The sequence below is a fragment of the Niallia sp. MER 6 genome, from assembly GCF_023714395.1.
In the GTDB taxonomy this organism is placed as follows: Bacteria; Bacillota; Bacilli; order Bacillales; family Cytobacillaceae; genus Niallia.
On sequence record NZ_JAMAUK010000016.1, the window covers coordinates 31,440 to 56,563 of the forward strand.

Annotated in this window: 16 protein-coding genes; 1 reads left to right on the plus strand and 15 read right to left on the minus strand. The window is 39.7% G+C overall.

Going from position 1 to position 25,124, the window contains the following annotated elements; all coding sequences use genetic code 11:
• Positions 1-125: 125 nt before the first annotated feature.
• Positions 126-1,760, plus strand: a complete 1,635-nt coding sequence (locus tag M3600_RS17820) for an alkaline phosphatase (RefSeq protein ID WP_251646927.1) — start codon at positions 126-128, stop codon at positions 1,758-1,760.
• A 68-nt stretch (positions 1,761-1,828) separates the two neighbouring features.
• Here the strand turns inward: M3600_RS17820 and M3600_RS17825 are convergent, their stop codons facing one another.
• From M3600_RS17825 to M3600_RS17895, 15 genes are all read right to left on the minus strand, one after another.
• A complete protein-coding gene (locus tag M3600_RS17825; protein ID WP_251646930.1) occupies positions 1,829-2,431 on the minus strand; it encodes a hypothetical protein in 603 nt (200 codons plus the stop codon).
• A gap of 42 nt (positions 2,432-2,473) precedes the next feature.
• Complete coding sequence (locus M3600_RS17830; RefSeq protein ID WP_251646931.1) at positions 2,474-2,986, minus strand: GrpB family protein; 513 nt, start codon at positions 2,984-2,986, stop codon at positions 2,474-2,476.
• A 13-nt stretch (positions 2,987-2,999) separates the two neighbouring features.
• Entirely contained in the window at positions 3,000-3,584 is a 585-nt protein-coding gene (locus tag M3600_RS17835; protein ID WP_251646933.1) for an AAA family ATPase, read from the minus strand.
• Between the two features lie 174 nt (positions 3,585-3,758).
• A complete protein-coding gene (locus tag M3600_RS17840; RefSeq protein WP_233315538.1) occupies positions 3,759-5,000 on the minus strand; it encodes an MFS transporter in 1,242 nt (413 codons plus the stop codon).
• A 377-nt stretch (positions 5,001-5,377) separates the two neighbouring features.
• Entirely contained in the window at positions 5,378-7,660 is a 2,283-nt protein-coding gene (locus M3600_RS17845; protein WP_251646936.1) for a glycoside hydrolase family 3 N-terminal domain-containing protein, read from the minus strand.
• Between the two features lie 14 nt (positions 7,661-7,674).
• A complete protein-coding gene (locus tag M3600_RS17850) occupies positions 7,675-10,800 on the minus strand; it encodes an alpha-mannosidase (RefSeq protein ID WP_251646938.1) in 3,126 nt (1,041 codons plus the stop codon).
• A 26-nt stretch (positions 10,801-10,826) separates the two neighbouring features.
• A complete protein-coding gene (locus tag M3600_RS17855) occupies positions 10,827-13,823 on the minus strand; it encodes an endo-beta-N-acetylglucosaminidase (protein ID WP_251646941.1) in 2,997 nt (998 codons plus the stop codon).
• 444 nt (positions 13,824-14,267) lie between these two features.
• The gene (locus tag M3600_RS17860) at positions 14,268-15,182 is read right to left on the minus strand and encodes an ROK family protein (protein ID WP_233315542.1); all 915 of its coding nucleotides are present in this window, start codon (positions 15,180-15,182) and stop codon (positions 14,268-14,270) included.
• Between the two features lie 4 nt (positions 15,183-15,186).
• Entirely contained in the window at positions 15,187-16,572 is a 1,386-nt protein-coding gene (locus M3600_RS17865) for a glycoside hydrolase family 1 protein (RefSeq protein WP_251646943.1), read from the minus strand.
• 20 nt (positions 16,573-16,592) lie between these two features.
• Positions 16,593-18,101 carry a response regulator transcription factor gene (locus tag M3600_RS17870; RefSeq protein ID WP_251646944.1) on the minus strand — a complete coding sequence of 503 codons (1,509 nt, stop codon included), beginning with the start codon at positions 18,099-18,101 and terminating at the stop codon, positions 16,593-16,595.
• A complete protein-coding gene (locus M3600_RS17875) occupies positions 18,094-19,878 on the minus strand; it encodes a sensor histidine kinase (protein WP_233315545.1) in 1,785 nt (594 codons plus the stop codon). Before M3600_RS17875 ends, M3600_RS17870 begins: the two co-directional genes overlap by 8 nt.
• A 96-nt stretch (positions 19,879-19,974) precedes the next feature.
• Entirely contained in the window at positions 19,975-21,429 is a 1,455-nt protein-coding gene (locus tag M3600_RS17880; protein WP_233315546.1) for an ABC transporter substrate-binding protein, read from the minus strand.
• A gap of 209 nt (positions 21,430-21,638) precedes the next feature.
• Complete coding sequence (locus M3600_RS17885; protein WP_233315547.1) at positions 21,639-23,093, minus strand: ABC transporter substrate-binding protein; 1,455 nt, start codon at positions 23,091-23,093, stop codon at positions 21,639-21,641.
• Positions 23,094-23,116: 23 nt separating this feature from the next.
• Complete coding sequence (locus M3600_RS17890) at positions 23,117-24,106, minus strand: carbohydrate ABC transporter permease (protein ID WP_233315548.1); 990 nt, start codon at positions 24,104-24,106, stop codon at positions 23,117-23,119.
• 48 nt (positions 24,107-24,154) lie between these two features.
• Positions 24,155-25,084 (minus strand): ABC transporter permease, encoded by a 930-nt coding sequence (locus M3600_RS17895; RefSeq protein WP_233315549.1) that lies wholly within the window; start codon positions 25,082-25,084, stop codon positions 24,155-24,157.
• Positions 25,085-25,124 lie beyond the last annotated feature (40 nt).

The window sequence follows — 25,124 nt, forward strand, 5'->3', positions numbered from 1 at the left end:
AACTGCTTTATACTCATAAGCAATTGATTATATTCTTTTTAGGGGTGATTACATAGTTTAATAGATTAACCGTTCTATACCATCCAAAAAAAATTAGTTCATAGTATGAAAGGGGAAACTTTAACATGAAGATAAACAAAAAAGTCATGGGAATTACTCTAGCAAGCTCGTTAGCACTTGGGACGCTTGCCTACACATCAGCAAACGAAAAGGTAGAAGCAAAAAAAGAATCAGAGCAGGCAAAAAATGTCATTGTGCTTGTAAAGGATGGAGTAAGCTCTACTACTACTACCCTATCTAGATGGTATAAGGGTGAACCTCTTGCAATGGACGAAATTCTGTCTGGAGGTGTCCGCACGTATTCTGCTGAATCGGCTGTCACAGACTCTGCACCAGCTGGAACGGCCATGGCAACTGGCAATAAGTCCAATGACAAGTTTGTTGGGGTTCTGCCTGAAAAGGTTGCGTCACCTGGTGTAGATTCTTCCCTTGCCGATAATCCGTATAAACCGGTGGCGAATGTATTGGAAGGAGCTAAGCTTGAAGGGAAATCTACTGGAATTATCTCGACATCCGAAATCCAGCATGCCACACCAGCTGCATTCTCATCACATGCAACACACCGGACTGATTATGACAGTATTGCTGAACAGCAGGTTTACCAAAACATGGATGTAGTTTTAGGTGGCGGTAAAACGTCTCTTGAAGCAAAAAACCGCAAGGACGGCGAAAATTTAGTTGATGTCATTGAGGACAATGGCTACGATATAGTCGAGACACGTGACGAGCTCTTAAATTCTAAATCAAAAAAATTGTGGGGAACATTCGCGCCAGCAGCTTTAGCTTATGATATGGACCGCCCGCAGACAAATCCTGAAGAGCCAACTCTTGCTGAAATGACGAAAAAAGGTATTTCCGCGCTTTCTAAAGACAAAGATGGATTCTTCCTGTTTGTGGAAGGAAGCAAGCCGGACTGGGCAGCTCATGCTAATGATCCAATTGGGATGATCAGTGATACACTTGCTTTTGACGAAGCGGTAAAAGAAGCAGTGGCTTTTGCGAAGAGAGATAAAAACACGTTAGTTATTGCCGTATCTGATCATGGCAACAGCGGTATTTCTATCGGAAACCAAAACACAAACTCTACTTACCCTTCTACTCCAGTCTCAAGCTATATTGACCCATTAAAAAAGGCTGAAATGACTTTAGAAGGTGCATTAAAGCAGCTTAATAAAGATAAATCAAATGTGCTGGAAGTTGCGGCATTGTACGGGATTGACAATCCAACTGCAGAAGAAACAAAAGCATTAAATTCATCTGCAGACTTAAGCAAAACGCTTGTTCAGCTGCTTGCAAACAGAGCTAATCTTGGCTTTACAACAGGCGGCCATACAGGTGAGGATCTATTCATGTATTCTTACGGCCCAGGCAAACCGACTGGTTTAATTGAAAACACAGATGTCGCTAAGTCTGCCGCAAAAGCTTTAGGATTCAATTTAGGTGAGCTGGACAAAGAAGTTTTCGTTGAAGCAGAAGCTGCTTTCAAAAAAATTGGCGCAAAAGTCAGCATCGACTCATCTGACAAAAACAACCCTGTTCTTATTGTCACAAAAGGCAAAACAACTGCAGAAATTCCAGTAAATAAGAATATTGTCACAATCAAAGGCAAAGATAAAGAACTTAAAACAGTTACAGTTCAAACTAATGGCAAATTCTATGTTTCAAAAGAAGCGGTGAATATCGTTAAAAAAGGTAAATAAGCTTATATGTTAAAAGGCTCTCATATTTCGAGAGCCTTTTAACTTGTCGTCCGAGTCAACGTTTTTTCTTATAATCTATTAAAGTAAACGATGGATTTAAGTGCGTCCATTGCATCTAGGAATTCATCTGTAAACAAATCTTCATGTATATTAAAAGTCTTTAGGGATATCGCTTTTCCGTGATCTACTTTCAACAAATGGTATTTATCCAAGCCTTCCGTTACAGCTATCGCTAATGGTTTTTCCCATTCATTATTTCCATACAGCACTATATAATCGTCCCCGGCAAGTTTCTGTATTTCATAGACAGAGTCCCATGCTTTGAAATACAGACCATCTGTTTTAAATAATTTTGCGTCATAAACATAATAATCCTGTCTTATATGAAATGTATCATGAAGAATGATATTTTCATCTTTTTTCAAGATTTTCTCAACCAGCTCTTTTTGATCCATTATATAATGAAACTGTACTGTTTTGGTGTTGTTCATTTGAACTAAATCAACATATGCCTCAACAAAACTGCCACAAGTCATGGGAGTTGTGTTACTATCACTAATATTTGCGTATATAGGATACTTTCCTGCTACGATTTGCACTTTCGCTTTTTTCCTATTGTTTGTAAGAAAAGTTCCTTCTTCTATTATAAGGATACCTAATTCCATCTTCATTGTGATTATTCCTTTACACTTTATAGACTGCTATTGTACTACTTAATCTTTCGTTGCTGCCAATTCAATTATTTTCCTAATAAACGGTCCTTTTCGGTCTGTATAAGCATGGCGGTCAAATTTATGTATATGTGCCAGTTCTTCTTTGAGGGAAGCATACTCCCTAAGTGCTTGCGAATGTTGGCGGAGATAATTACGAAAAAGTAATTTATCTCGCCATTCTGTACTGCCGTATTCACAAATATGAAGATGGCAAATCCCTTGTCCCCACGGTCCTTTTCTAAAGAATTTTCTATCTGTAAACTCTGGTTTAGGCACATATTCATATTCTATTTCCATTAAGGTTGGTACCCATTTATCCACTTGCTCTAAATTAGGTACCCCTGCCATGATATCAATGATGGGCTTGGCTGTTAATCCTTTTATAGAGGTGCTGCCAATATGTTCAACTTCTATTACACCATCTATCGCGTCACAGATTCTTTTTTTCTCCCATTCAAATTGTTGTTCCCAATCAGGATTGTAAGGTTGAAGCTCGACGACTGATACTGTCATATTTTTATCCCTCCTATCTATCTCGTAATCTCAACTTAAAATGATCCCATTTTTTTCTTAAGAAGCTGCGATTATCAGGCAGCAGTTGAACATCTGACAATGCCGCAATTGTTTTAGCTGCTACAGCTACTGTGATATTATCTGTATTAATCCGATTTTCAAATACACTATTAGAAAGGCCTTCCATACAGCGGTCAATTTGATTTATTGCCCAGGAAGCTTTTCTTTCGCCCCTCCCCTTTAGCCGACTAACTAAGGTGGGCTTGGAAGCCCACAATACATAGTGATGAATGGTGACACCTTCTTTTCTTAATTCACCAATAATTTCAGAAAAGTAGACAGGATTTACTATCGTCATCGGCACGATGATGACTCCCTTATATTCCTTATTAATATAAGATAATAGAGAATGATTAATGGTACGCCACATTGGCATGTCTTGAAAATCCCCTTTAAAAGTAGATGCAGGCAAATTTTCCCGCAAAAAATAACCGGCATTTTCTGGGTCATAGATACATGAGTTTGGTATTCTTCTATGTAACTCGTGTGCAGTTTGTGTTTTCCCAGCTCCAAATGCTCCGTTTATCCAAATTATCATCCTGCCACCCTGTCCTATATTTTACTAGAAAAATTTTTATGAAAACCTGCTGATGTTTGACTGCAAATTTAGAATTCTGATTAGATTATATCTAAAAATAACATTAGTGTTAAATATATACTTCCTTACTGTTATAACATGAAAAGGGCGAAGATTCATTCTTCGCCCTTCTAATTAAGATTCTGTTACAGCAGGCTGCCCTGCTTCAATCAATGCCTTGTTGCGGCTTAAGAATATTGTGAGAATCAAGATGAATAAACCAGTGCCTACCAACAGCCATTCGATATCAACAACATCTGCGAGTGGTCCGAAAATAAGCATGCCGATTGGCATCATAGAAGTAGAAATCATTCCCATTACACCAAAGACCCTGCCTAAATACTCTTCAGAAATTTTTTCTTGTAATAGTACTGTTGTAGGAGTATTAAAGATTGGCATTGCTGCCCCAAACACTCCCATGAAGATTAAATACAGCCAAAATGCCGGAGCAATGCCAAGTGCCAATGTACATGCTCCCATAATAACGCTTGCGAGTGTCATTGTACTGATTTTGTTGGAAAAACCGCCCCATGCAGCAATGATTCCTCCGCCGGCAATCATGCCGATTGAAAAAGCAAGTTCAATCGCAGTCAGCTGCCAAACATCACCGCCAAAGCTTCGCGTTACCTGAAGCGGTGTTAAGAATGCGGCTGGTGCCATTAACACGAAGAAGATGGCAAAGAATAAAAAGAAGGATTTAAGAAAACTGTTGTTGTTTATATATTGCAAGCCTTCTTTAAAATCAGCAAAATAACTTGTCGTCTGCTTTACAGCAGCTTTTTCATGAACAGCAATTTTCACAAATGTCAGCATCGTAAAAATTGCAATTGCGGCAGTAATAACATCGATAAAAAAGATTATCTCAATTGTCGTATTAGCTAACAGTGCAGCACTGACCATCGGTGATATGAACATAATAACAGCTTGAATGCTGCCATTTGCTCCATTTACTTTTGTAAGCTTTTCCTTTGGAACCACTTGAGGCAAAATCGCTGCAACAGAAGGCGTTTGAATTCCTGTTCCAAATGCACGAATCGCCGCCATCACAAAGAGGAGCCAAATCGAATCAAATCCCATCATAAAGAGAATCGCCAGTATTAAAGTCGAAAAGGCGATTAATCCGTCTGACACGATAATCAGCATTTTTCGATTATACCTGTCTGCCCACACTCCTGCGATTGGCGACAGAATAAAGGTCGGAATGAAGCCGCAAATAATATAAAGTGTCATCATTAGACCTGATTCTGTCGTTAAGGTGATATGCCACATAATCGCATATTGCACAAGTGACGAACCAAATAGAGAAATCGTCTGACTGCTTAAGAAAAGAATAATATTTCTTAACCACGACTTCTGTTGATCATTAACATTGTTCATTTATTTCACTCATTTCTTCCCTTTATTATGCTTCACCTACATTTACTAAAATTCGTTTTTTTCTATATATATTGGTTCGAAGACAAATGAAAAAGAGGACAGACATATCCCCTTTTTCAAACAACCGTTAAATAAGGTTTTCTTAAAAATAGACAGACCAATCCTTTAGCTATAAACATAGGTTTTAGCATTCAAACGTATTCCATTAACGAATGAACTTCCCTTATCTTAATCTCATGGATGCTGTCAAAAGAAAAACCTCCATTTCCTATGTAGTTATTCAATCATACCAAATACAGCCACCCCTTTCAAGCGCTTCCATTACTGAAATAAGAGGACTAACCAGTTAATGTCAGTCCTCTTTTATATCTGTTCAATCAGCAGATACTCAAGTCTAAACTTAAGCAAGTAACAGGATTGCCAACCTCAATTTCACATGATCCTTGTTCCAATTTATAGATGTTTTGACTGCTGAAAACTTGTAATTCTTCCTTCCCAAGTTCAAACGTAACTTCTTTTGTTTCCCCAGCGTCAACCCAGACCTTCTTAAAGCCTTTTAATTCCTTTACCCTTCGCGTAATACTAGAGCCCTTTCCCTTTATATAAAGCTGTATTACGTCATATCCGGCTCGTTCTCCTTTATTAGTGACGTCTACAGTTAGGGAGAATTTCTCCCCTGCTGATAATTGACTGACTGACAGCATTTGTCTTTCTGCTTGCAGATTTTTGTAGTCGAATTGTGTGTAAGATAAGCCAAAGCCAAAGGGATACAAGGCACTGCCAGACATATCAAAATAGTCTTTCTTGTATCCTCCTTCTTTGTAGTTATAAAAAACTGGCAGCTGTTTAGACGACCTTGGGATAGAAACAGGTAAACGACCGCTCGGATTGACATCCCCAAATAAAATCTCTGCAATCGCCTGACCACCCATTTGTCCAGGGTACCAAGCACTTATGACTGCCTTAGCGTGTTCTGCTATCCAGGAAATAGCATGAGGCCTGCCTTGAACGAGCACCACCGCAACCGGTGTGCCTGTTTCCATCACTTTTTTGAGGAGCTGCATCTGCTGCCCTCCCAGCTCTAAATCAGCTGTATCCACATTTTCTCCGCAATCCATTTCTTCCTCGCCAGTTGTATCGATAACCGCTCCGTTTACGTCAAATTGGGCATCAAAATTTCTTGCACTTGATCCGCCTACAACAACTATTGCTACATCTGAAGCTTTCGCTAAATCAACTGCTCTTTCTATTCCTTCCTCATCATGAGAACGAATACCGCAGCCTTGTTCATAAACAACCTCTGCCTCTTTCATTAGCGCAGTTATTCCTTTCAGGACTGTTATCACACTGCCTTCTCGTTGAAACGGTGTGTAATCGCCAAGCTGATTATAGACAGAATCTGCGTTAGGGCCGATTACAGCAATTTTACTAATATTCTTTTTAAAAGGCAGAATTCCCTCATTTTTTAACAGCACAATCGACTGCCGAGCAGATTCCAGGTTAATTCTCTCATTATTCTCCTTCGTCTTGCTTTGTGCACGATTCATATAAGGTTTATCAAATAACCCCATTTTAAATTTGAGAGTTAAAACCCTTCTTACCGCATCATTCAGCTTTTCTTCACTGACTAGCCCCCTTTGAACGGCAGCTTCTAAAGTGGGATACACATCATCCCAAAGACTTATATCCACTCCATTTTCAAGTGCTAAAGCAGCTGCTTTTTCTTTGCTTTCCGTTAATGAGACTAAATTGTCAAGAGCACAGCCATCCGCCATTACCGCTCCTTTAAATCCAAATTCCTTGCGCAGAATCTGATTGAGGAGATAGCCATTGGCATGACAGGGAATTCCATCAATTTCATTGTAAGCTGCCATACAGGCTAGAGCTCCATACTTTATGGCAGCTATCATTGGCGGCAGATGAATTTCTCGTAATTCTCTTTCACCGATTGATGCCGGAGCAGCGTTCTTCCCACCTAGTCCGTTACCTTGTGCGGCAAAATGCTTTAAAACAACAGCCATTTTTCCAGCGGGAATAAATTCACTTTTCTCTCCTTGCATCCCTGATACAACGGCCTCTGTTAACCGGGATGCAAGATAAGGATCTTCACTGAAGCACTCTTCAGATCTGCCCCATCTTGGGTCACGAATAATATCTAATGTGGAAACTAAAGCTAAATGGGCGCCTTTTGCCCGAACTTCCTCTGCCACTGCTGCCATTAATTTTTCATGCAGCTCTGAGTTCCATGTCGCACCTATTCCTAAATTAACAGGCGTAATCAGACTGTCTAAGCCTTGATGGCCGTGGGAGCATTCCTCCGAAAGCAGGACAGGAATGCCCAGCCTTGTATGCTCCTTTACATATTTCTGAATCATATTGGCTACATCAGCACTTGCATCCTTTGTAATGCCATTGTCAAAATGGACAGCTGACCAAGGGTCGGATCGGAATAACCCATAAAGCACTCCGACTCCATCCCATATGCGAACATGCTCTTTAAACTTCTCTGTGAGGATATAACCTGTGTCAGTTTTCTCGTATACTTCCCAGCCATACAGCTTCTGATTAACCTGACCGACCTTCTCCTTTAAACTCATGTTTGCTAACAATGCTTCTATTTCATGATTGATTGTCTCATTCTCCATATTAGAATGACTCATCCCCCTCAATACCGTTATAAATTAACGACGATCGTTTTTACTTCAAATGGCTTTAAGTTTAAAGACAGCCTGTTCTCTTGTACAAAGATTTCTGTCTGTTTCTCTTCCAGCAGATTTGTTTCATATGCCGAGAGAATATTCCGAGCAAATGATACATGAATCTCCCCTCTGCCGCCGCTTGACTCATACATTCTTAAAGTGAGACTCTTGCCGTCCTCTGACTGTTTAACTGTATCAAGGATGACGTGGCTGGATTCTGTTTTTATAAAAGAAGAGCAACTAGGCAAAGTTCCTGGATGGGCAGAAGCACGGTAAATAACAGCAGGGTGATTCAGCTCATATCCTTCCTTAACAACGGCCCCTTCTCTCCAGTCGCCTTTATGTGGGAAAAACGAATAAGTGAATTCATGATAACCAATGTCTGCCCCTTTATCTGGCCATTTAGGTGCCCGCAGCAAGGACAGACGCAACACATTTTGCTTTACATCATAGCCGTACTTGCAGTCATTCAGCAAACTGACACCATAACCAGATTCGGAGAGATCGGCAAAGCGATGGCCGCACACCTCAAACTGGGCTTTCTCCCAGCTTGTATTAGTATGTGTGGCTCTTTCTACTGAGCCGAACGGAATTTCAAACGTAGCTTTGTTACTCATTACATCAACAGGGAATGCAACCTTTAATAATTTGTGCTGCTCCTGCCAATCGACCCTAGTTTGAAAATCGATTCGTTGATTGTGGTGATATAAAATCAGCTCTTGTTCAATAGTTGACTGTGAAAGCTGCCATTTAAAGTGAATGATATCCTTTGTTGCTCCTTTTCGGATGCTTTGTTCTAACAGAGTAACCGTTTCTGCCGGCTGATTTGCAAATTCAGGGTCGATATCCCAAGCATCCCAAAGCATCGGGCGGTCATGGAACAGCTGCAATTGATTGGCGAAAGCACCATTAGGCAAGATTTCACGCTTGACCTTTTTATCGTATAAACGGGAAATTTCTCCTTGCTCATTCCACTCTATATGATAATATTCCGTCTCCCATTGGCGAACGTTCGCCTCTTCTACTTTACTTCCCTGTTTCTCCAAATCTTTTAACCAAATCACTTGATAACCCATTTCTGGGATTTCTGGAACGTAAACAGATAACTCTATGCGACCATCTTCTAATAGAATAATGTCTGTGGGCAGCTCTTCACCATCCCGAGTTACTGCTCCCTTTCCTGCCAATTCTAGTCCACCTGATATTTTCACTGTCTCCGACCTTTTCCAGGACAAGCTGTTAAAGAGAATAACTGGTATTCCATCACCTTCTGTGTCTATTTGCTGTTCCAGCACATGGATAGCTTCTTGTTGCACCTTTTCACCACAGGCAAAGATTTCCTTATAGTCAGCCTCAGAATCAACATACACCTCAGGAATGGAAGATCCAGGGATAATATCATGAAATTGATTGAAAAGAAGCTGCTTCCAGCCTTGTTCCAATGACGAAGCTAGCTTCACTCCGGCGAAGTTTATAGCTGCGCTTCCCCAAATTTCCGCATCCCGGTACAGCACCTCTGCCTTTCGGTTCCATTTCTTATTTCTGGCATGGGTCGTGTATGTTCCGCGATGGAGCTCCAAATACATATCACCAACCCATGTCGGCAAGGACGGATTGGACTTCGTTATTTCATCGAAAAATTCATGGGCTGTGCTGTTTACGACGGCTGGCAAGCCAGGCAAAGACGAAGACCGATCAATATAATCAATCATTTCTTGGGTAACACCGCCGCCCCCATCTCCATGGCCGTATAGCAGCATCTGCTTTGAATGGAGATTTTTTTGCTTATAACTATCCCAATGTGTCTTGATTTCTTCAGGATGGGTATATTCATTTAAGCCATGATTTAAGAAGGAAAGGATGCGCGTCCCATCAATTCCTTCCCAGTAAAATAAATCGAAAGGAAATGGATTGGTATCATTCCAATTCATCTTGGATGTCATGAAATAGTCAATGCCAGCACTTTTTAACAATTGCGGCAGTGATGCACAATAGCCAAATGTATCTGGGAGCCACTCAATTCTTGGCTGTTTGCTGAATTCTTCCTTGTAAAACTTCATTCCATAGAGAAGCTGACGAACTAATGATTCACCAGACGGCATATTTAAATCAGGCTCTACCCACATCCCGCCGACGACTTCCCAGCGCCCATCAGCAATTTGCTTTTTAACCCTTTCATAGATTTCAGGGTAATGCTCCTTTACGAAAGCATAGGCTTGAGGCTGGCTTTGAGCATAAGTAAAGCTCGGATTCTCATCAAGCAAGGTGCTCATTGTTGAAAATGTTCTGCTGCATTTACGAATCGCTTCCTTCACAGGCCATAGCCATGCCAAATCAATATGAGACTGACCTACCATCAGCATTTGACCTGCCGTACTGCTCGTCAACATATTTAACTTTTTCTGTAAGTCAGCCTCCATGTCAGCAATTAATAACTGATTCGTAAATGCTTCCGGCTTTTCTGACAGAATTCTTTTTTCAGCTTCCTGCAATGCCTCGATGATTTTAACTCGATCACTATCATCTTCCGGCAGTAATTTTGCAGTTTCATAGTAGCATTTCACAGTAGCCAGTAAACTTTGAACACCTGTATTTATTAAACTAAGGCTGGCTTTTAAAAGATTCAAGGGCGGCGGGTCGAATTCTGCTGGTTCATTTTGATAATTTAACTCATCGAGTGTTTGGCCAGCGTAATTATATAGTTCAATTTTTATGTTAACCTTTTCTTTCCCGCGAACCTCCTCTGGAAACGGAACATAGCATCGGTTGCGGTCAATACCGTGATGTGGCATGCCGTTTAATGAAACTAACCCTTCATGAAGAGTCCGGCGGTCCTTTGCACCAGAAAGGAATGTAAGTCCAAACGGCCGATTCTGCCAATCAGCTGGAATGGTTATCTCCTTTTCCAAAAGCATTGTGGCGCCTGCATTAATCAACCAGTCACCTTCATTTATAAGAACAGTATCGTCTGATTCAAATTCATACTCTCCCGGCTTAACATAGATGCCGCGCTTTGCTTGCCAATCATTGATCGAAATAGATTCCAAAAGCACATAATTCGATAAATGTTGAATAAAACGCTGAACCCTTTGTAATGTCAAAATCTTTCCCTCCTAATCTATCACTCTTACTTCTTCCAATTTCTTAGGAAATAATCAGCATTAGCTTTTAACCTATTCTTCGTGTCTTCTGAAACATTTTTCATTTCTTTATCGTTTAATTCATCCTTAAACTTATTAAGGCTGGTTGCTGCCTGCTTTAAACGGCCGCCGTCATAATGTTTCTTTGCAGCAGTTAAGGTTTTTGTCAGCTGCTCACCTGACTTATTATTCAATTCTCCACTTTCAACAAGATCATTAATCATACTGTAAAGATTATCTAATGTGGTTCTAATAACAGTACTGGCTTTGTTGCCAGAATAATCTTCCAGCACAAATTCTAAACTGCTGTCTGTTGCTTCCGTTTCAAAGGTGAGCTCTTTCGTATGTGTGCGGCCGCGGACAATATAAGGTTTGTGTCCTTGACTGTAGGTAGTATCAAATGTTTTCGCTTCACCATTTTCATAGACATACAGATAGTGCCAATCCCTTGATTCAGGTAGTCCCCATGTAACAGAATTCCCTTCTATCGTCACTTTTTCTGCTGAATAAGCTTCAATGGATTTATCAAAGAACGTGCCTCTGTAGCTAATCCAGTCATTGCTGCCGACTTTTATTTTAATAAGATATTTATCACCGTTAATTGGCATGTCAGGCAGTTTCACTTCTGTTTTGCCGTTTTTCACAGTGACTGTTTCGTTTACTTTCTTCGCATAGTCGTACTCTGTAGCAATATTGATAGAAATCTTACCGTCTATGTCCATTGGATTTTTCCAGGACACTACCATATCGCCGTTATCTGATTGCACGGTTTTAATATTACTTACACCTTTTGTTAAGTCGTAATGCACTGCTGCAGGGTCGCTTTCTTGACCGTCCTGACTCACAGCCGTCAACGTAATTTCACCAGATAGACTTTGCAAATTCTTCATGTAAAAGACTTCATCGTATATGCCGCCGACATAAACTCCATTATTATAGACATTGTATTGCTTCACATTATCGTAAGCTTCCATATCCCATGAAATATTCATTTCATTGGAGTCCCGTAAAGCTTTTGTAATTTTTAGCCCTGTTGGTGCCTGCGGTTTCTTAATAGAACCGTCACTTATTTTCACTTGCCCAATATTCATTTGATAATCATCGATTTTTTTATCGCCGTTAGCAAAATGGATGCCAAAGGCTGCAATTTCTTTGCCAGCAAAATCAGCTAAATCAAGCTTAGCGGTTACCCATCCTGCTGTTTTCTTGCCGGAATCAGGAACTTTTACTTTCACAACCTTGTCTGGATTGTCCTTGAAAATGAAGCCGGCACTCATTTCAGACGAATCGTCTGGCGATGTTTTATTATAAGTAAGGGAAAATTCTGAGCCCTGTTTAACTTGCAAATCAGTCTTATAAAGGTGTAAGAAGTTATCCGCATCTAGTGCGCCATTTACGACTAGCGAGCTGCCGCCATTAAAGGCACCGACTTTTTCATAGCTGTATCTTGAACCTGCATTATACTCAGGACCAAAATCAAAATCAGCCTGAAGCGGCGTACCTGTTGTTTCCAGCCACCACTGCCATGTCACTGGAATATCTTGAATATTAATATTGGACCATTCTTCTGCATTGCTTACCTTGCCATTGACATAATAAGCCTGACCGCGGCCCATATTAAAATCAGACACAAAATTGGCACCTTGAATCACGCTGCGCTCAGCGATATATGCCGCAACACCATCCCAGTTATCGCCTTTGGCTGCTACATCTGAAAGCTGTGCATTTGCGTTTCTTCCCGTTTTCGTCGGGTCCAAATTTGGTCCTGACCACCAAGCACGATCACGGATAAATGACATCCATTGATAATCACTGTCATTGCGTCGATTTGTATCTTCCCCGCCAAGATCTTCATCCAAGCCGTGATGCGTAAAATCAGACCCCAGCATAGCAATACTATTTAACGGCTTTCCGTTGCTGTCCAAATTATTTCGCAAATCATTACGCTGTTTATTAAACCTGTCGCCGCCCGCTTCAATTCCAGCAAACACTGTCTTCAATGAATCTAACCCTAGACTTTCGGCGTGTGCTTTAGAATTCACCATTTTTTGTTTGTTCCATAAGTAATTTAAGAAAATCGAGTTAGCCAAATCACCATACTGCTCATCCTTTACAAACGGACTATTAACTGCCGTAAATTCATTTTCATACCTCGTTTTGCCAGTAGTATTATGAACAGAATCGTACCATTGCACATACAATCCTTTGTCTCTTAACACCTTTAAAAACTCTTTATAAACAGGTATATCCTTCACAGCTACCCCTGAGCTAGCTTCTTCCTGGTTAAAGAAATAACCGTCATAACCATAATATTGAGCCATCTCTATCAGCTTTTCAGCAACAGGAAAGTTACCTTTCTTATCCTTTACCAGCATTTGTGTATACGTTTGCGGTCCCCTGTCATTGCTCGAGAAAAAAATAACCGCCAGAGATTTAACCCCGTTTTTATGTGCGGCATTTGTATAAGCAGGATTCGGAATATTAAGTACTCCAAATTCAAACCATCTTTCATACCATGGCAGGCTCGGATTATATAAGTAATTCGGCACATCAGCTGACGCTGTACCATGCCAATAAGAATAATAGTCAATATACTGCCAGTACGGGAATGTATATTGACCGAATTTATTCGTATACGCTGTGCTGTCCATAAAAGCATTGCCATAATCACCAGCAAGATTTAACATTTGTGTCTCAGAGCTTACATTTGGGTTAGCCTGTGTAGCAGAAAATGCCTGATTACGTTCTTGTAAAGGAACTCGTGACCGCAGCATTTCCGCATTTTTATCCGCTTCAGGTGTCCATTCTAAAATGTCATTCGCTGTATAACCGTGTTGAGTTGGCTGATTTAATCCAGTTGCACTGTCACCTGTGTATGGCAAAGTATCTCCCGCCAAAGCTGTAGACAAGCCTGTTTGCAAAGTAAAAAGCAACGAAACTGTGACGATTAGTGTTTTTTTAGTTTTTCCGAATCGCGAAAACATCCATTGTCCTCCTTTATTTTTACTACTGTATGTGATAACAAAAGAAGTTAAGTGAACGCTTTTTTGTTTAACCATTTCTGCAAAGTACTCACCACGTATTTCGTCCATGTTTGGAATAAGTGCTACTCTCCCCCCTTTTGTGACGTTATTTTCAATAGATGCCTAAATAAAATGTAAACCCTTACATAATTTTATCAGGACTATACTTCTCATCCTATTGGTAAAAGCATAGATTCATTGGTTAAAATAAAGAACTGTTTTTGCTGGGAGCAGTAGGCAACATGCCAACCGGAAAAGTCACTGCACGCACTATCGTGTTCTAGATTCCCTTTCTCTTCCTTTATTTTTGGTTAACTAATAGGTTCATTATCTAAATATCTCCATAAAAAATAAAACCCACCTATATTCAAGTGCATTTCAGCACTTAATATAGGTGGGCAATTATCAATACTTGGTATTAAGAAAATGAAACAACGCTCCGACTAAATTTGCATCATTTCCAAACTGACAAGCTTCCACTTCTATTTGTAATGTAGAAACATCATTTCGCAGCTGCTGTAATTCACGGTTAATTCCCTCTATTACTTCTGGACGGCTGCTGACTCCGCCGCCAATTAGGATTTTTTCAGGGTCGAGGGCATATTTCAAATTATATATACCGATGGCAAGCCTTTTATAAAATTCAGCAATGCATTCTTTGGCAATCGAATCGCCTTCTTTTGCTAAGCGGAATACAGCTTCTCCATCGAATGTTCCTTCTTCTAGCTGTTTTCTCTTTTTTACTTCCTCTACTAGAGCATTCGTGGAAGCTGCAAGGCTCCATGTGCCTTGTAGTGGCTCTTGTGCTGGTGCTCCCATTATCATGCAGCCGAACTCTCCGCCGTGAAGAGTGGCGCCGCGTAAAATGGTTTGATTGAGGACGATACTGCCGCCTATTCCTGTTCCTATTACAATACAAATATAGTAATCTGTTGCTTTGGCTGCTCCTAACCAGCCTTCTGCCAAGGCTGCACAATTCGCGTCATTTTCTATTACTGTCCGAAGTCCGGTCTTTTCTCTGATGAGTGCTGTCATGTTTACCCCATGTATATAGGGGATAGCGCTCGCTCCGCCAATATAACCTGTTTTTATATCGACCGCCCCTGGTGAGCTTACTGCTATTCCTTGCAACTCAAAGTCAGCAGCATTTTCCTCTGCTACTCTTTGTATGGTCTGCAAGAAACTGTCCAGTCCATCCTTAGGTGTTGCCAGCTTGCCACTTCTTAGTTTTCTGGCAGACTCATCCATTACTGCGTATTTGATAAAGGTGCCGCCAATATCGAATACCATATAGGCTTCCATCAGAATTTCACTCTCCATTCTGTTAAAATCCGTTATTTTCTGCCAGCTGCTTGTACCATCGCCCTGATTTTTTCACAGTACGTTTCAGGCTATTCTTTAAATCTACCTCTACAAATCCGTAGCGGTTCTTATAAGCGTTTGTCCATGACCAGTTATCCATAAATGTCCACATATGGTATCCAAGGCAATTGGCTCCTTCCTGTATACCTTTATGCACCCATTGCAAATGCTCTCTCACAAACTCAATTCGGTAATCGTCCTCAATATATCCTGCGTCATTGCGGAACTTTTCCTCCCCTTCAACCCCCATACCATTTTCTGAGATGAAAAAAGGTATATTATCATAATTATCACGAATATCAATCATAATATCGTAAATTACTTCCTCTGCAATCTCCCAGCCGCGGTGGGGATTGATTTTTCGGCCTGGCATAATATAAGGATCAAATAGATGTTCAGGCATAAACGGAGCATTTTCTGATTCTTGGGTTTCTTTCGCTTTTACGCGGCGAGGCTGATAGTAGTTCACTCCTAAAATATCAATCGGATTATTGCGGATTACCTCCAAATCATCGGCCTCAACAGGCGGAAGCAACTCTCTTGCTTGTAAAATTTCAACCAATTCACGAGGATATACCCCCTTTGTGACTGGGTCGAGAAAACTGCGGTTAAAGAATACATCTGCAATATGAGCTGCTGCCCTATCCTCTTTGTCCTCGCTTCTTGGATAAGAGGGTGTTAAGTTAAGAATAATGCCGATTTTCCCAGCTAACTCTAATTTCCTAAATGCCTCGACGGCTTTTGCATGAGCGACAATGGTATGATGGGCAACGATGGCCGCCCGCTTAAAATCAATTACATTAGGATAATGCAAATCATATAAATAACTAGCCTCGACAGGCACAATTGGTTCATTGAAGGTAAACCAATACTTCACACGACCTCCAAATAACCGAAAACAGGTAGTAGCATAGTTCACATAGGCATCAATCACGTTTCGGTTCTCCCAGCCGCCTATTTCCTGCATGCACATTGGCATATCAAAGTGGTATAAATTAATAAATGGTTCGATATCATTGGCCAGCAGCTCATCAATGACCTGATTGTAGAAATCAACAGCCTTCTCGTTTACTTCCCCGGTTCCATTTGGGATTAACCGTGACCATTGGATAGATGTGCGAAAAGAGTTATGACCCGTTTCTTTCATTAACTGAATATCTTCTTTAAATCGATGATAGAAATCTGATGTATGGGTCGGTCCGACGCCATGATGAAAGCATTCAGGATTTTGGCTATACCAAAAATCCCACATACTTTCCTTTCTGCCATCAATCATAGCTGCTCCTTCTGTTTGCGGACCAGATGCCGCACTTCCCCACCAAAATTTTTCAGGAAAAAGATATTTCAAATTTATCACCGCTTCCTTTTTTAAATTTTCCGCCACTCACTCGGAGTTGTGCCAACCATTTTCTTAAATTGCTTATAAAAATAAGTCGTATCAGAATAACCTACTTTTTTCCCAATATCGCCTGCCCTGTAATGAGTGGCTTTCAATAATTCCTTCGCTTTTTCCAAGCGATAACGATTAAGGTATTCTGAAAAGACAACTCCTACTTCCTTTTGGAATAACTGACCTAAGTAAATAGCATTAACATGAAATTGCTGCCCTAGTGTTTTTAAGGACAAGCCTTGGTCAAAGTGAGCATGAATAAAGGTAAGAACATTTTGGACAATTGGACTTCGCAAATGAACATGATTATGAACAGTCAGAATCAGTTCATAGCAATATTCAGTCAAAATGTCCCTCATCTGCTCAATATCCGAACTATAGACAATCCGTTCCACAACAGCTGTATAAAGACAAAGATCATCTGGACGCACTGAATAATGAATATAAGAGATTAAATCAAATGTATATTTTTTCGCTACTTGCGGCGAGATAAGATTGTCTTTTTCTGTTAAATTCTTAAAAAATAAATCAACTAGAGCTAGCGATTCTTCCTCCGCATTCATAAGCATTTTCACAAGGCAATCTTTGAATTCCTGCTGCTGTTTCTGTTCATCATGCCGATCTAATGCCTGTTTATCTGTAATCAGCACATTAGGTTCTAAATATAACTGCATGGCGCTGCAGTCTCTTGCCATCGTAAAGCTTTCATTTAATTCATCCAGCATTTGAACTGGTTTGCCCATTGCCAAATAAAATAAGCCTATTCTTTTTTGTTCATTGCAGAGGTCAGTCACTAGACGCTGGTTTTGCTTTATTAGTTCCTCTTCACTTGAACCGTCAAATATAATGATGATCTCTTGATTCGGATTATGGAGACATAAGGCAGAGTACTTTGTTTCAATATAATGACGGATGTGATTTACAACTTCAGACTGCTGAAAATGTTCAATATTTAAGATAGAAACATTATAAAACGGCTTATTAAATTCAATGTTATACAATGCTAATCTTTCCAAGCAATCATGCTGGCTAACTTCCCCTGTCAGAAAGCCCCATAATGTATTATCCAGCATGGTAGTTGAGTCTTTTGTCTGGTGGCTGCCAGCAGTTGCAACCTTTAATTTCTGTCCGACAGATTGCAGTGTTTTTAATAATTCCTCTTCATCAACAGGCTTAACTAAATAATTTTCAATCCCTAATAACAACCCTCGTTTTATATAGTCAAACTCCTGATAACCTGTTAAAACAATACTCTTTGTGTCAGACCGAATGCTTTTAACCTCTTGGATTAAATCAAGACCGGACATTTCTCCCATTAAAATATCCGAAATGAGAATATCAATCGGATTCTCTTTTATATAAGAGAGTGCCTCCTCGCCACTTTCTGCTGTATGTACTATCTCAAATCCGTAATCTTCCCAATCCAAAATCGCTGAAAGTCCTTTTGTAATAATCGGTTCGTCATCTGCCAACAGTACTTTAAACATGGTAAATCCCCTGAACTGGAATGGTTAAAATAACGGTTGTTCCTACTGCTGGACTGCTTTTTACCGAGAGCCCGTATTGGTCTCCATATTTTAGCTTTAAACGCTGATGAATATTTCTTAATCCAATTGATTTCATTTCATCGCCCTCTTCACAATTAATATGATGAACAATTTGGGACAGTTTTTCTTCTGACATGCCCTTCCCATTATCGTCAATCCTGATTTCAATTTTTTCGCCAAGTTTAACGCCGCTAATTGTTAAGAGATTGTCAGTTCGATCCTTTTTAAAGCCATGTACAAAGTAATTTTCAATAATCGGCTGAAGGATTAATTTTTGCACAGGTGTTTGCTCTACTTCCTCTGCTAAATGAAACTGAACCTCCAGCTTATCGGGATGTTTAAACTGCATTAATGTTAAATATTGTTTAACATATTCAATCTCGGTATATAATGGGACAATATCTTTCGATTCCAGTGAATAGCGGAACAGTTTTGATAAATGAAAGGTCATCTTACTGGAAGTTTTAGAACCCTCCAACATTGCCACCATTCTGATGGCTTCAAGCGTATTAAATAAAAAATGCGGATTAATCTGTGCTTGAAGCGCCTTCAATTCTGCCTGCTGCTGCTTTAAGTTAAGTAAATAAAATTGGGCAATATAATTATTTAATTCATCGAGCATGGAATTTATATTAAAGGCAATCTTCGCTAATTCATCCTCTTCATCAGATGCAGGAATCCGTGCAGCCAGGTTTCCCTTTTCCACTTGACGAATGGTCGATACTATTTTGTTAATGCGGCGTGAGTAATTTTGCATAAATGTATAAGACATCAAAATGGCTGCGACTATAAGGAGAATTATGACGACCCACATCGTTCCCCTGACAATCGATAGCTTCTGCCAGCCTTCATTCGTTATGACACTGACAAATGTATAATCACCCTTATTGGCAACTGTATTAATGTAAAATTTTTTTGATTTATAACTTAGCTTCGTTTCATTCGTTTCTTGTTTAAATTGCTGGATTATTGCTGATGGCACACCTTCATTATGAGAATAAATGGTTTTGCCTTCAGCATCCAATAAAAAGAAAGAGGCTGGTGCGCCTTCATCCTTTTGGACCATCTTATCTAAATGTTCAGTCGAGTAAAAGATGGAAATTTCACCTATTTTCTCCAGTGTGACAGGATTATTTATGACCACCTTTTTGGTGATGGTATCCTTTAATCTCCGCCCTTTCGGCAGGCCGGCACTCCTTAAATTTGCTTCAGGTTTGTTCTCCGTTACTTCTGCGTTCTTCATGCTTTCATTCCAGCGAAGATAATTATTGATAAGCAAATATTCTACACTGTGACTATCCAATGAGCGGAGACTGATTGCATTAATATCACTATCTTGACTAAAAAAACCATTAAAATAAGTATCTAGATTGCTAGGAAAATAAGAATGGTCCTCTGTAAAGCGATTAAGGCGATACTCCAAATATTTTCCATATCCGTTATGAAGGGCAAAGGAGATATCATCAATGAGATCTCCTTGAACATAAATATCTCTAATTGCTTTATTTACATCTGAATCCTTGGCAGAAAAATAATCCTCTACCCGTTCTATCGTCCTTGTATTCACATTCACTTCCTTCTGAATGATGATTTCAGAATAATAGTTTGTAATAGTTACAATCAAAATGATAACGGTTACAATTATCGTAATAGAGGACGTTAAAAAAAGCTTATTAAACATCTTTTGCTGAAAGCGGCCTGTTTGTTTTAATTTCATTTTCAATCCCTCAAATATGATAGTTTACCTTTTTTAGTTTAACACAATGGAAAGGATCGAAGATGAGCTAATATACCTTGTAAGTTACTAGTACTCTTATTTTTGAGCGCTTTTCCACTCGTCAAATTGACTTTGAATCTCCTTTAATACCTTATCAACTCCCGCCTCTTTCAATTTCTGATTGAACTTCGGCAAATATTCTTCTGGGTCAACAGAGCCTGTTGCAAGAGCAGGGTAGAATTCTTTCGTAATGTTAGTGATGGCTGCGAGTTCTGAACGAACTGGGTCACTGCTAAATTTAAAGCCTAGTGAAGGTCCCCTTACTGCAGATTCATTAAATTCCTCGAACTTTTCCCATTTATCTTCTGGGTCACCTTTGTATAAATCGAGGATATAGTTGTTGCCTAATGTGTAGGATGGGATATTATAGCCGTCAATACGCGCAGGCAAATCCTCAATCATACCATCATCATTCTTTTTGTAGTGAGTTCCTTCAATCCCTTTATCGATAAGATTGCGAAGATATGGATCTGTGTTAAGGAGTGTCAGAAATTCCATGGCTTTTTGTGGATTTTTTGAGGTAGCGGAAATTGCTTGAATCGATCCAGATATAGAATCATTGACAATCGCAGCCGGTTCGGCAGGAATGGATACTACCTCATATTTAGCTGAACGAGACCATAATAAATCTGCATACGGCTGGTAATAGTTCATGCGCACAAACCAGTTTTCTACTTCCAATGGCCAGTTTTCGCTGCTTGTGGCCGCATCTTCTTTAAGAAATCCTGATTTATAGTACTTATGCATCGTTTTGAATTGTTGCATCGCAGTATCTGTTTCAAAATGGTTAATCACCTTGTCTGTTTCCCCTTCAAATGGAAATGCAAAGGGCATTTCACCATTAAAGACAATGTCAAAGCGTAAAGGTGCCTTAAATGAAGCAATCGGTGTTATTGAAGGCTCATTTTCTTTAATTGTTTTCAGCATTGGCTCGAGATCCTGCAATGTTTTTACCTTTGAAAGATCAAAGTTATATTTGTCCACAAGGCGTTTGTTAAATGTATAAACATTTTGTTTGGCAATCTCTTTATTTGCAGGAATACCATAAAGTTTTCCATCGACCTTATTTCCTTCCAGCAGAACAGGGTTAATCAGCTCTTTAAGTGCTTTCCCTTCCTTTTCTAACAGATCATCTACCGCGATAAATGCACCCTTTTGGGCATTTTGAACATATGGGTTCCCAAAGGTGAAGATAATATCAAATTCTTCGCCTGAATTGATCATCACTTGAGACTTCTGGTCCCAATCTCCCCAGTCAATTTGTGTCATTGTCACGGTCGCGTTAATTTTTTCCTTTGTATATTTGTTCACTTCTGCAAAGACTTTATCCGTATCCTTTTGTGGTGTTCCAAGTGTGTACCATTTGATTTCATAAGGCTTTTCATCCTTACCATCGTTACTTTGTGTGGCACTGTTTTTGCTGCAAGCAGACAATATCGTTCCAAGGACGAGAATAGTTACGAGAATAAGACTTAACTTCGCTTTCTTCATTTTTTTCTCCTCTTCTTTATTGATTACTTTAAACGATCAACAATTGTCAGACCGACATATAAGTTTGGAAAACTTATATAAGACTGTATTACCAATTTCAATCCCTTCGGTATGCAATGTTTACCGTTTTAAGTCTATTCAATGGAAGAGATCGAAAAAAATATAGTTAATGTCAAGCTGGAAGAGAAGATCCAGCTTGACTTGGTTGCTTATTGCTGGGCGCTTTTCCAGTCATCAAATTGTTTTTGAATTTCGGTTAATACCTTATCCACACCAGCCTCTTTCAGCTTTTCATTGAATTTTGGCAAATATTCTTCTGGATCAACAGAACCTGTTGCCAAAGCTGGGTAGAATTCCTGAGAAATATTCGTAATGGCCGCAAGCTCAGAGCGGACAGGATCACTGTTAAACTTAAAGCCAAGTGATGGTGCTTTTACTGCTGAGGCATTAAACTCTTTGAATTTTTCCCATTTATCCTTTGGATCATCTTTATACAAATCTAAAATAAAGTGGTTTCCTAAAGAGTAGGATGGCATATTGTATCCGTCAATACGAGCTGGAAGGTCCTCGATAGTGCCATCATCATTTTTCTTATAATGCGTTCCTTCAATCCCTTTATCGACAAGATTGCGAAGATATGGATCTGTATTAAGCAGTGTTAAAAATTCCATGGCTTTTTCCGGATTTTGTGATGTGGCAGAAATCGCCTGAATGGAACCAGATACAGAATCATTAATAATGGTCGGCTGCTCAGCAGGAACTGACACTACTTCGTACTTAGCAGAGCGAGACCATAATAAATCTGCATACGGCTGGGAACCCCCCATGCGGACAAACCAGTTTTCCACATCCATCGGCCAGCTGTCTTTGCTTGTTGCGGCATCTTCCTTCAGATAGCCTGCTTTATAGTATTCTCGCATCGTTGTGTATTGTTTCATAGCATCCTCTGTGTCAAATGGATTAATGACTTTGTCTGTCTCTCCTTCAAACGGGAAGGCAAACGGCATTTCATTATTGAACACATAGTCGTAGCGTAAAGGTGCTTTAAATGTTGCCATTGGAGTAATTCCAGATTCATTTTCTTTAATTGTTTTTAGCATAGGTTCAAGGTCCTGCAATGTTTTCACTTTTGAAAGGTCAAATTTATATTTATCTGCAAGGCGTTTGTTAAACGTATAAACATCCTGTCTGGCAACCTCTTTGTTTGAAGGGATACCATAAAGTTTTCCGTCCACCTTATTTCCTTCCAGCAGGTCAGGGTTAATAACCTCTTTAAGTGCTTTACCTTCCTTATCTAACAAATCATCTATAGCCAGGAATGCACCTTTTTGGGCATTTTGAACATATGACGTGCCATTTGTAAAGATAATATCAATTGCTTCCCCTGAATTGATCATCACTTGAGATTTTTGGTCCCAATCGCCCCAGTCAATCTGTGTCATCTTTACAGTGGCGTTGATTTTTTCCTTTGTATACTTATTAACCTCTTCAAAAACCTTATCTGTATCTTTTTGCGGCGTTCCAATCGTGTACCATTTAATTTCATATGGTTGACCATCTTTGCCGCCGTTTTCTGATGTGGAGCTGTCTTTGCTGCAGGCAGACAGAAGAGTACCTGCTGCCAAAGCAGCTGCGAGAATAACACTTAGCTTCTTTTTCTTCATACCTTTTCTCCTCTTTCTATTAGTTATTCTTTAACGCCGCCAATTGTCAGTCCGCTAATAAAGTACTTTTGAAAAAACGGATAAGAAACTGCAATCGGCAATGTGGCGATTACTACCATGGCCATTTTGGCTGATTCTTGCGGAATCGTATCGAATAAGCTCTTCTGCAAGATAGCAACATCCATATTCTTTCTCATAAATTCAAGATTTGCTTCTATTTTCATCAGCAATGCTTGAAGCGGCACGAGATTGGGATTATCGATATACAGCAATGCTGCAAACCAGTCGTTCCAATAACCGAGTGTGCTAAACAAGGCAATTGTGGCAATTCCCGGTAAGGAAAGTGGAAAGATAATCTGAAAAAAGATTCGCCATTCACTGGCTCCATCCATTCTTGCTGATTCTAAAATAGATTCAGAAACAGACTTCAGAAAGAAGGTTCTCATTATGATGATGTAAAATGCATTCATCGCTAGAGGCAGGATTAAAGCCCAAATCGAATTCTTCAAATGTAAAAATTGAGTAACAACGATATAAGTCGGCACCAGACCTCCGCTAAACAGCATTGTGAAAAATGCTAAAAAGGTGAAAAATCGACGATATTTAAATTGCGGTCTTGAAATTGCATATGCGTAAAAGGTAATCATAAACACACTGATAACAGTCCCCAAAATGGTGATTAAAATGGTGACACCATAGGAGCGGAATAAAGTCTCCTTCATACTCCATAAATACTTATAAGCATCAATGCTCCATTCCTTTGGGATTAGTTCAAAACCATTCCTGACAATACTTTCTTCATTTGTAAAGGAGATGATAATGACATAGATAAAAGGAAAGATACACGTAAACGCAAGGACCCCAAGCAGTATGCTAATAACAGCATTTGCGGCTGGATGCAAATGTTGGGGATCCCGATACTTTTTTCTGGAGGTTTTCGTCTTCCCCTCTTTAACTTTATCGATTGGGTTTGGAACAGCAGGTGTTGGCTGCGGTTGTTCTAAATTTGGCATACACTTAGCCGCACGGGCGACTTTTCCTCCCTTCGTATTGGAATGGCATTAAAACAATGCACTTTCCTCATCTACTTTTCTCACAACATAGTTTGTGATGATAACTAGGATAAAGCCAACAGCTGATTGATACAGCCCTGCTGCAGTGCTCATGCCGATGTCTCCTAAATTCATTAGTCCGCGGTAAACAAATGTATCAATAACATTTGTTACGCCATACAAAGCACCTGAATCTCTAGGCACTTGATAGAATAAGCCGAAATCGGAGTTAAATATGCGCCCGATATTCATGATGGTTAAGATAATCATCAGTGGCTTAAGCATTGGCAGCGTAACATGCTTAATCTGCTTCCATTTCGAAGCTCCGTCAATCATGGCAGCTTCATAATATGTTCGGTCGATTCCGACAATAGATGCTAAATAAACGATGCTGCCATATCCTACACCCTTCCAAATACTCATAAGGACGAGAATAAACGGCCAATATTTTGATTCGTTATACCAGGAAATAGAGTCAACATGAAACCAGCCAAGAATTAGATTTAACAAACCATGTTCTGTACTTAAAAACGTAAACACAAAGTAGCTGCCAATTACCCATGAAATAAAGTGAGGAAACAAGATAGATGTCTGATAAACCTTTGACAGCTTCTTATTGATTAACTCATTAAGCAAAACAGCTGTTGCGACTGCTGTAACAAGACCTAGTACGATAAAAATTAGATTATAAAGAATCGTGTTTCTTGTGATGACCCACGCGTCATTCGTACTAAACAAATATTTAAAGTTATCAAAGCCAACCCATTCACTGTTTATTACGCTGGCAAAAAAACCATCAGGATCAATCCGGAATTTCTTAAAGGCCAGCACTTGTCCGAACATCGGCAGATAGGAAAATAACAGCAACCAGATTGTTCCAGGTAAAACCATCAGCAGCCAAATTCGATTTTTATAAAGATCCTTTACTACCCTTTTCATTATTCTCCTCCTCTCATTAATGTTAGCGCTTCCATACATC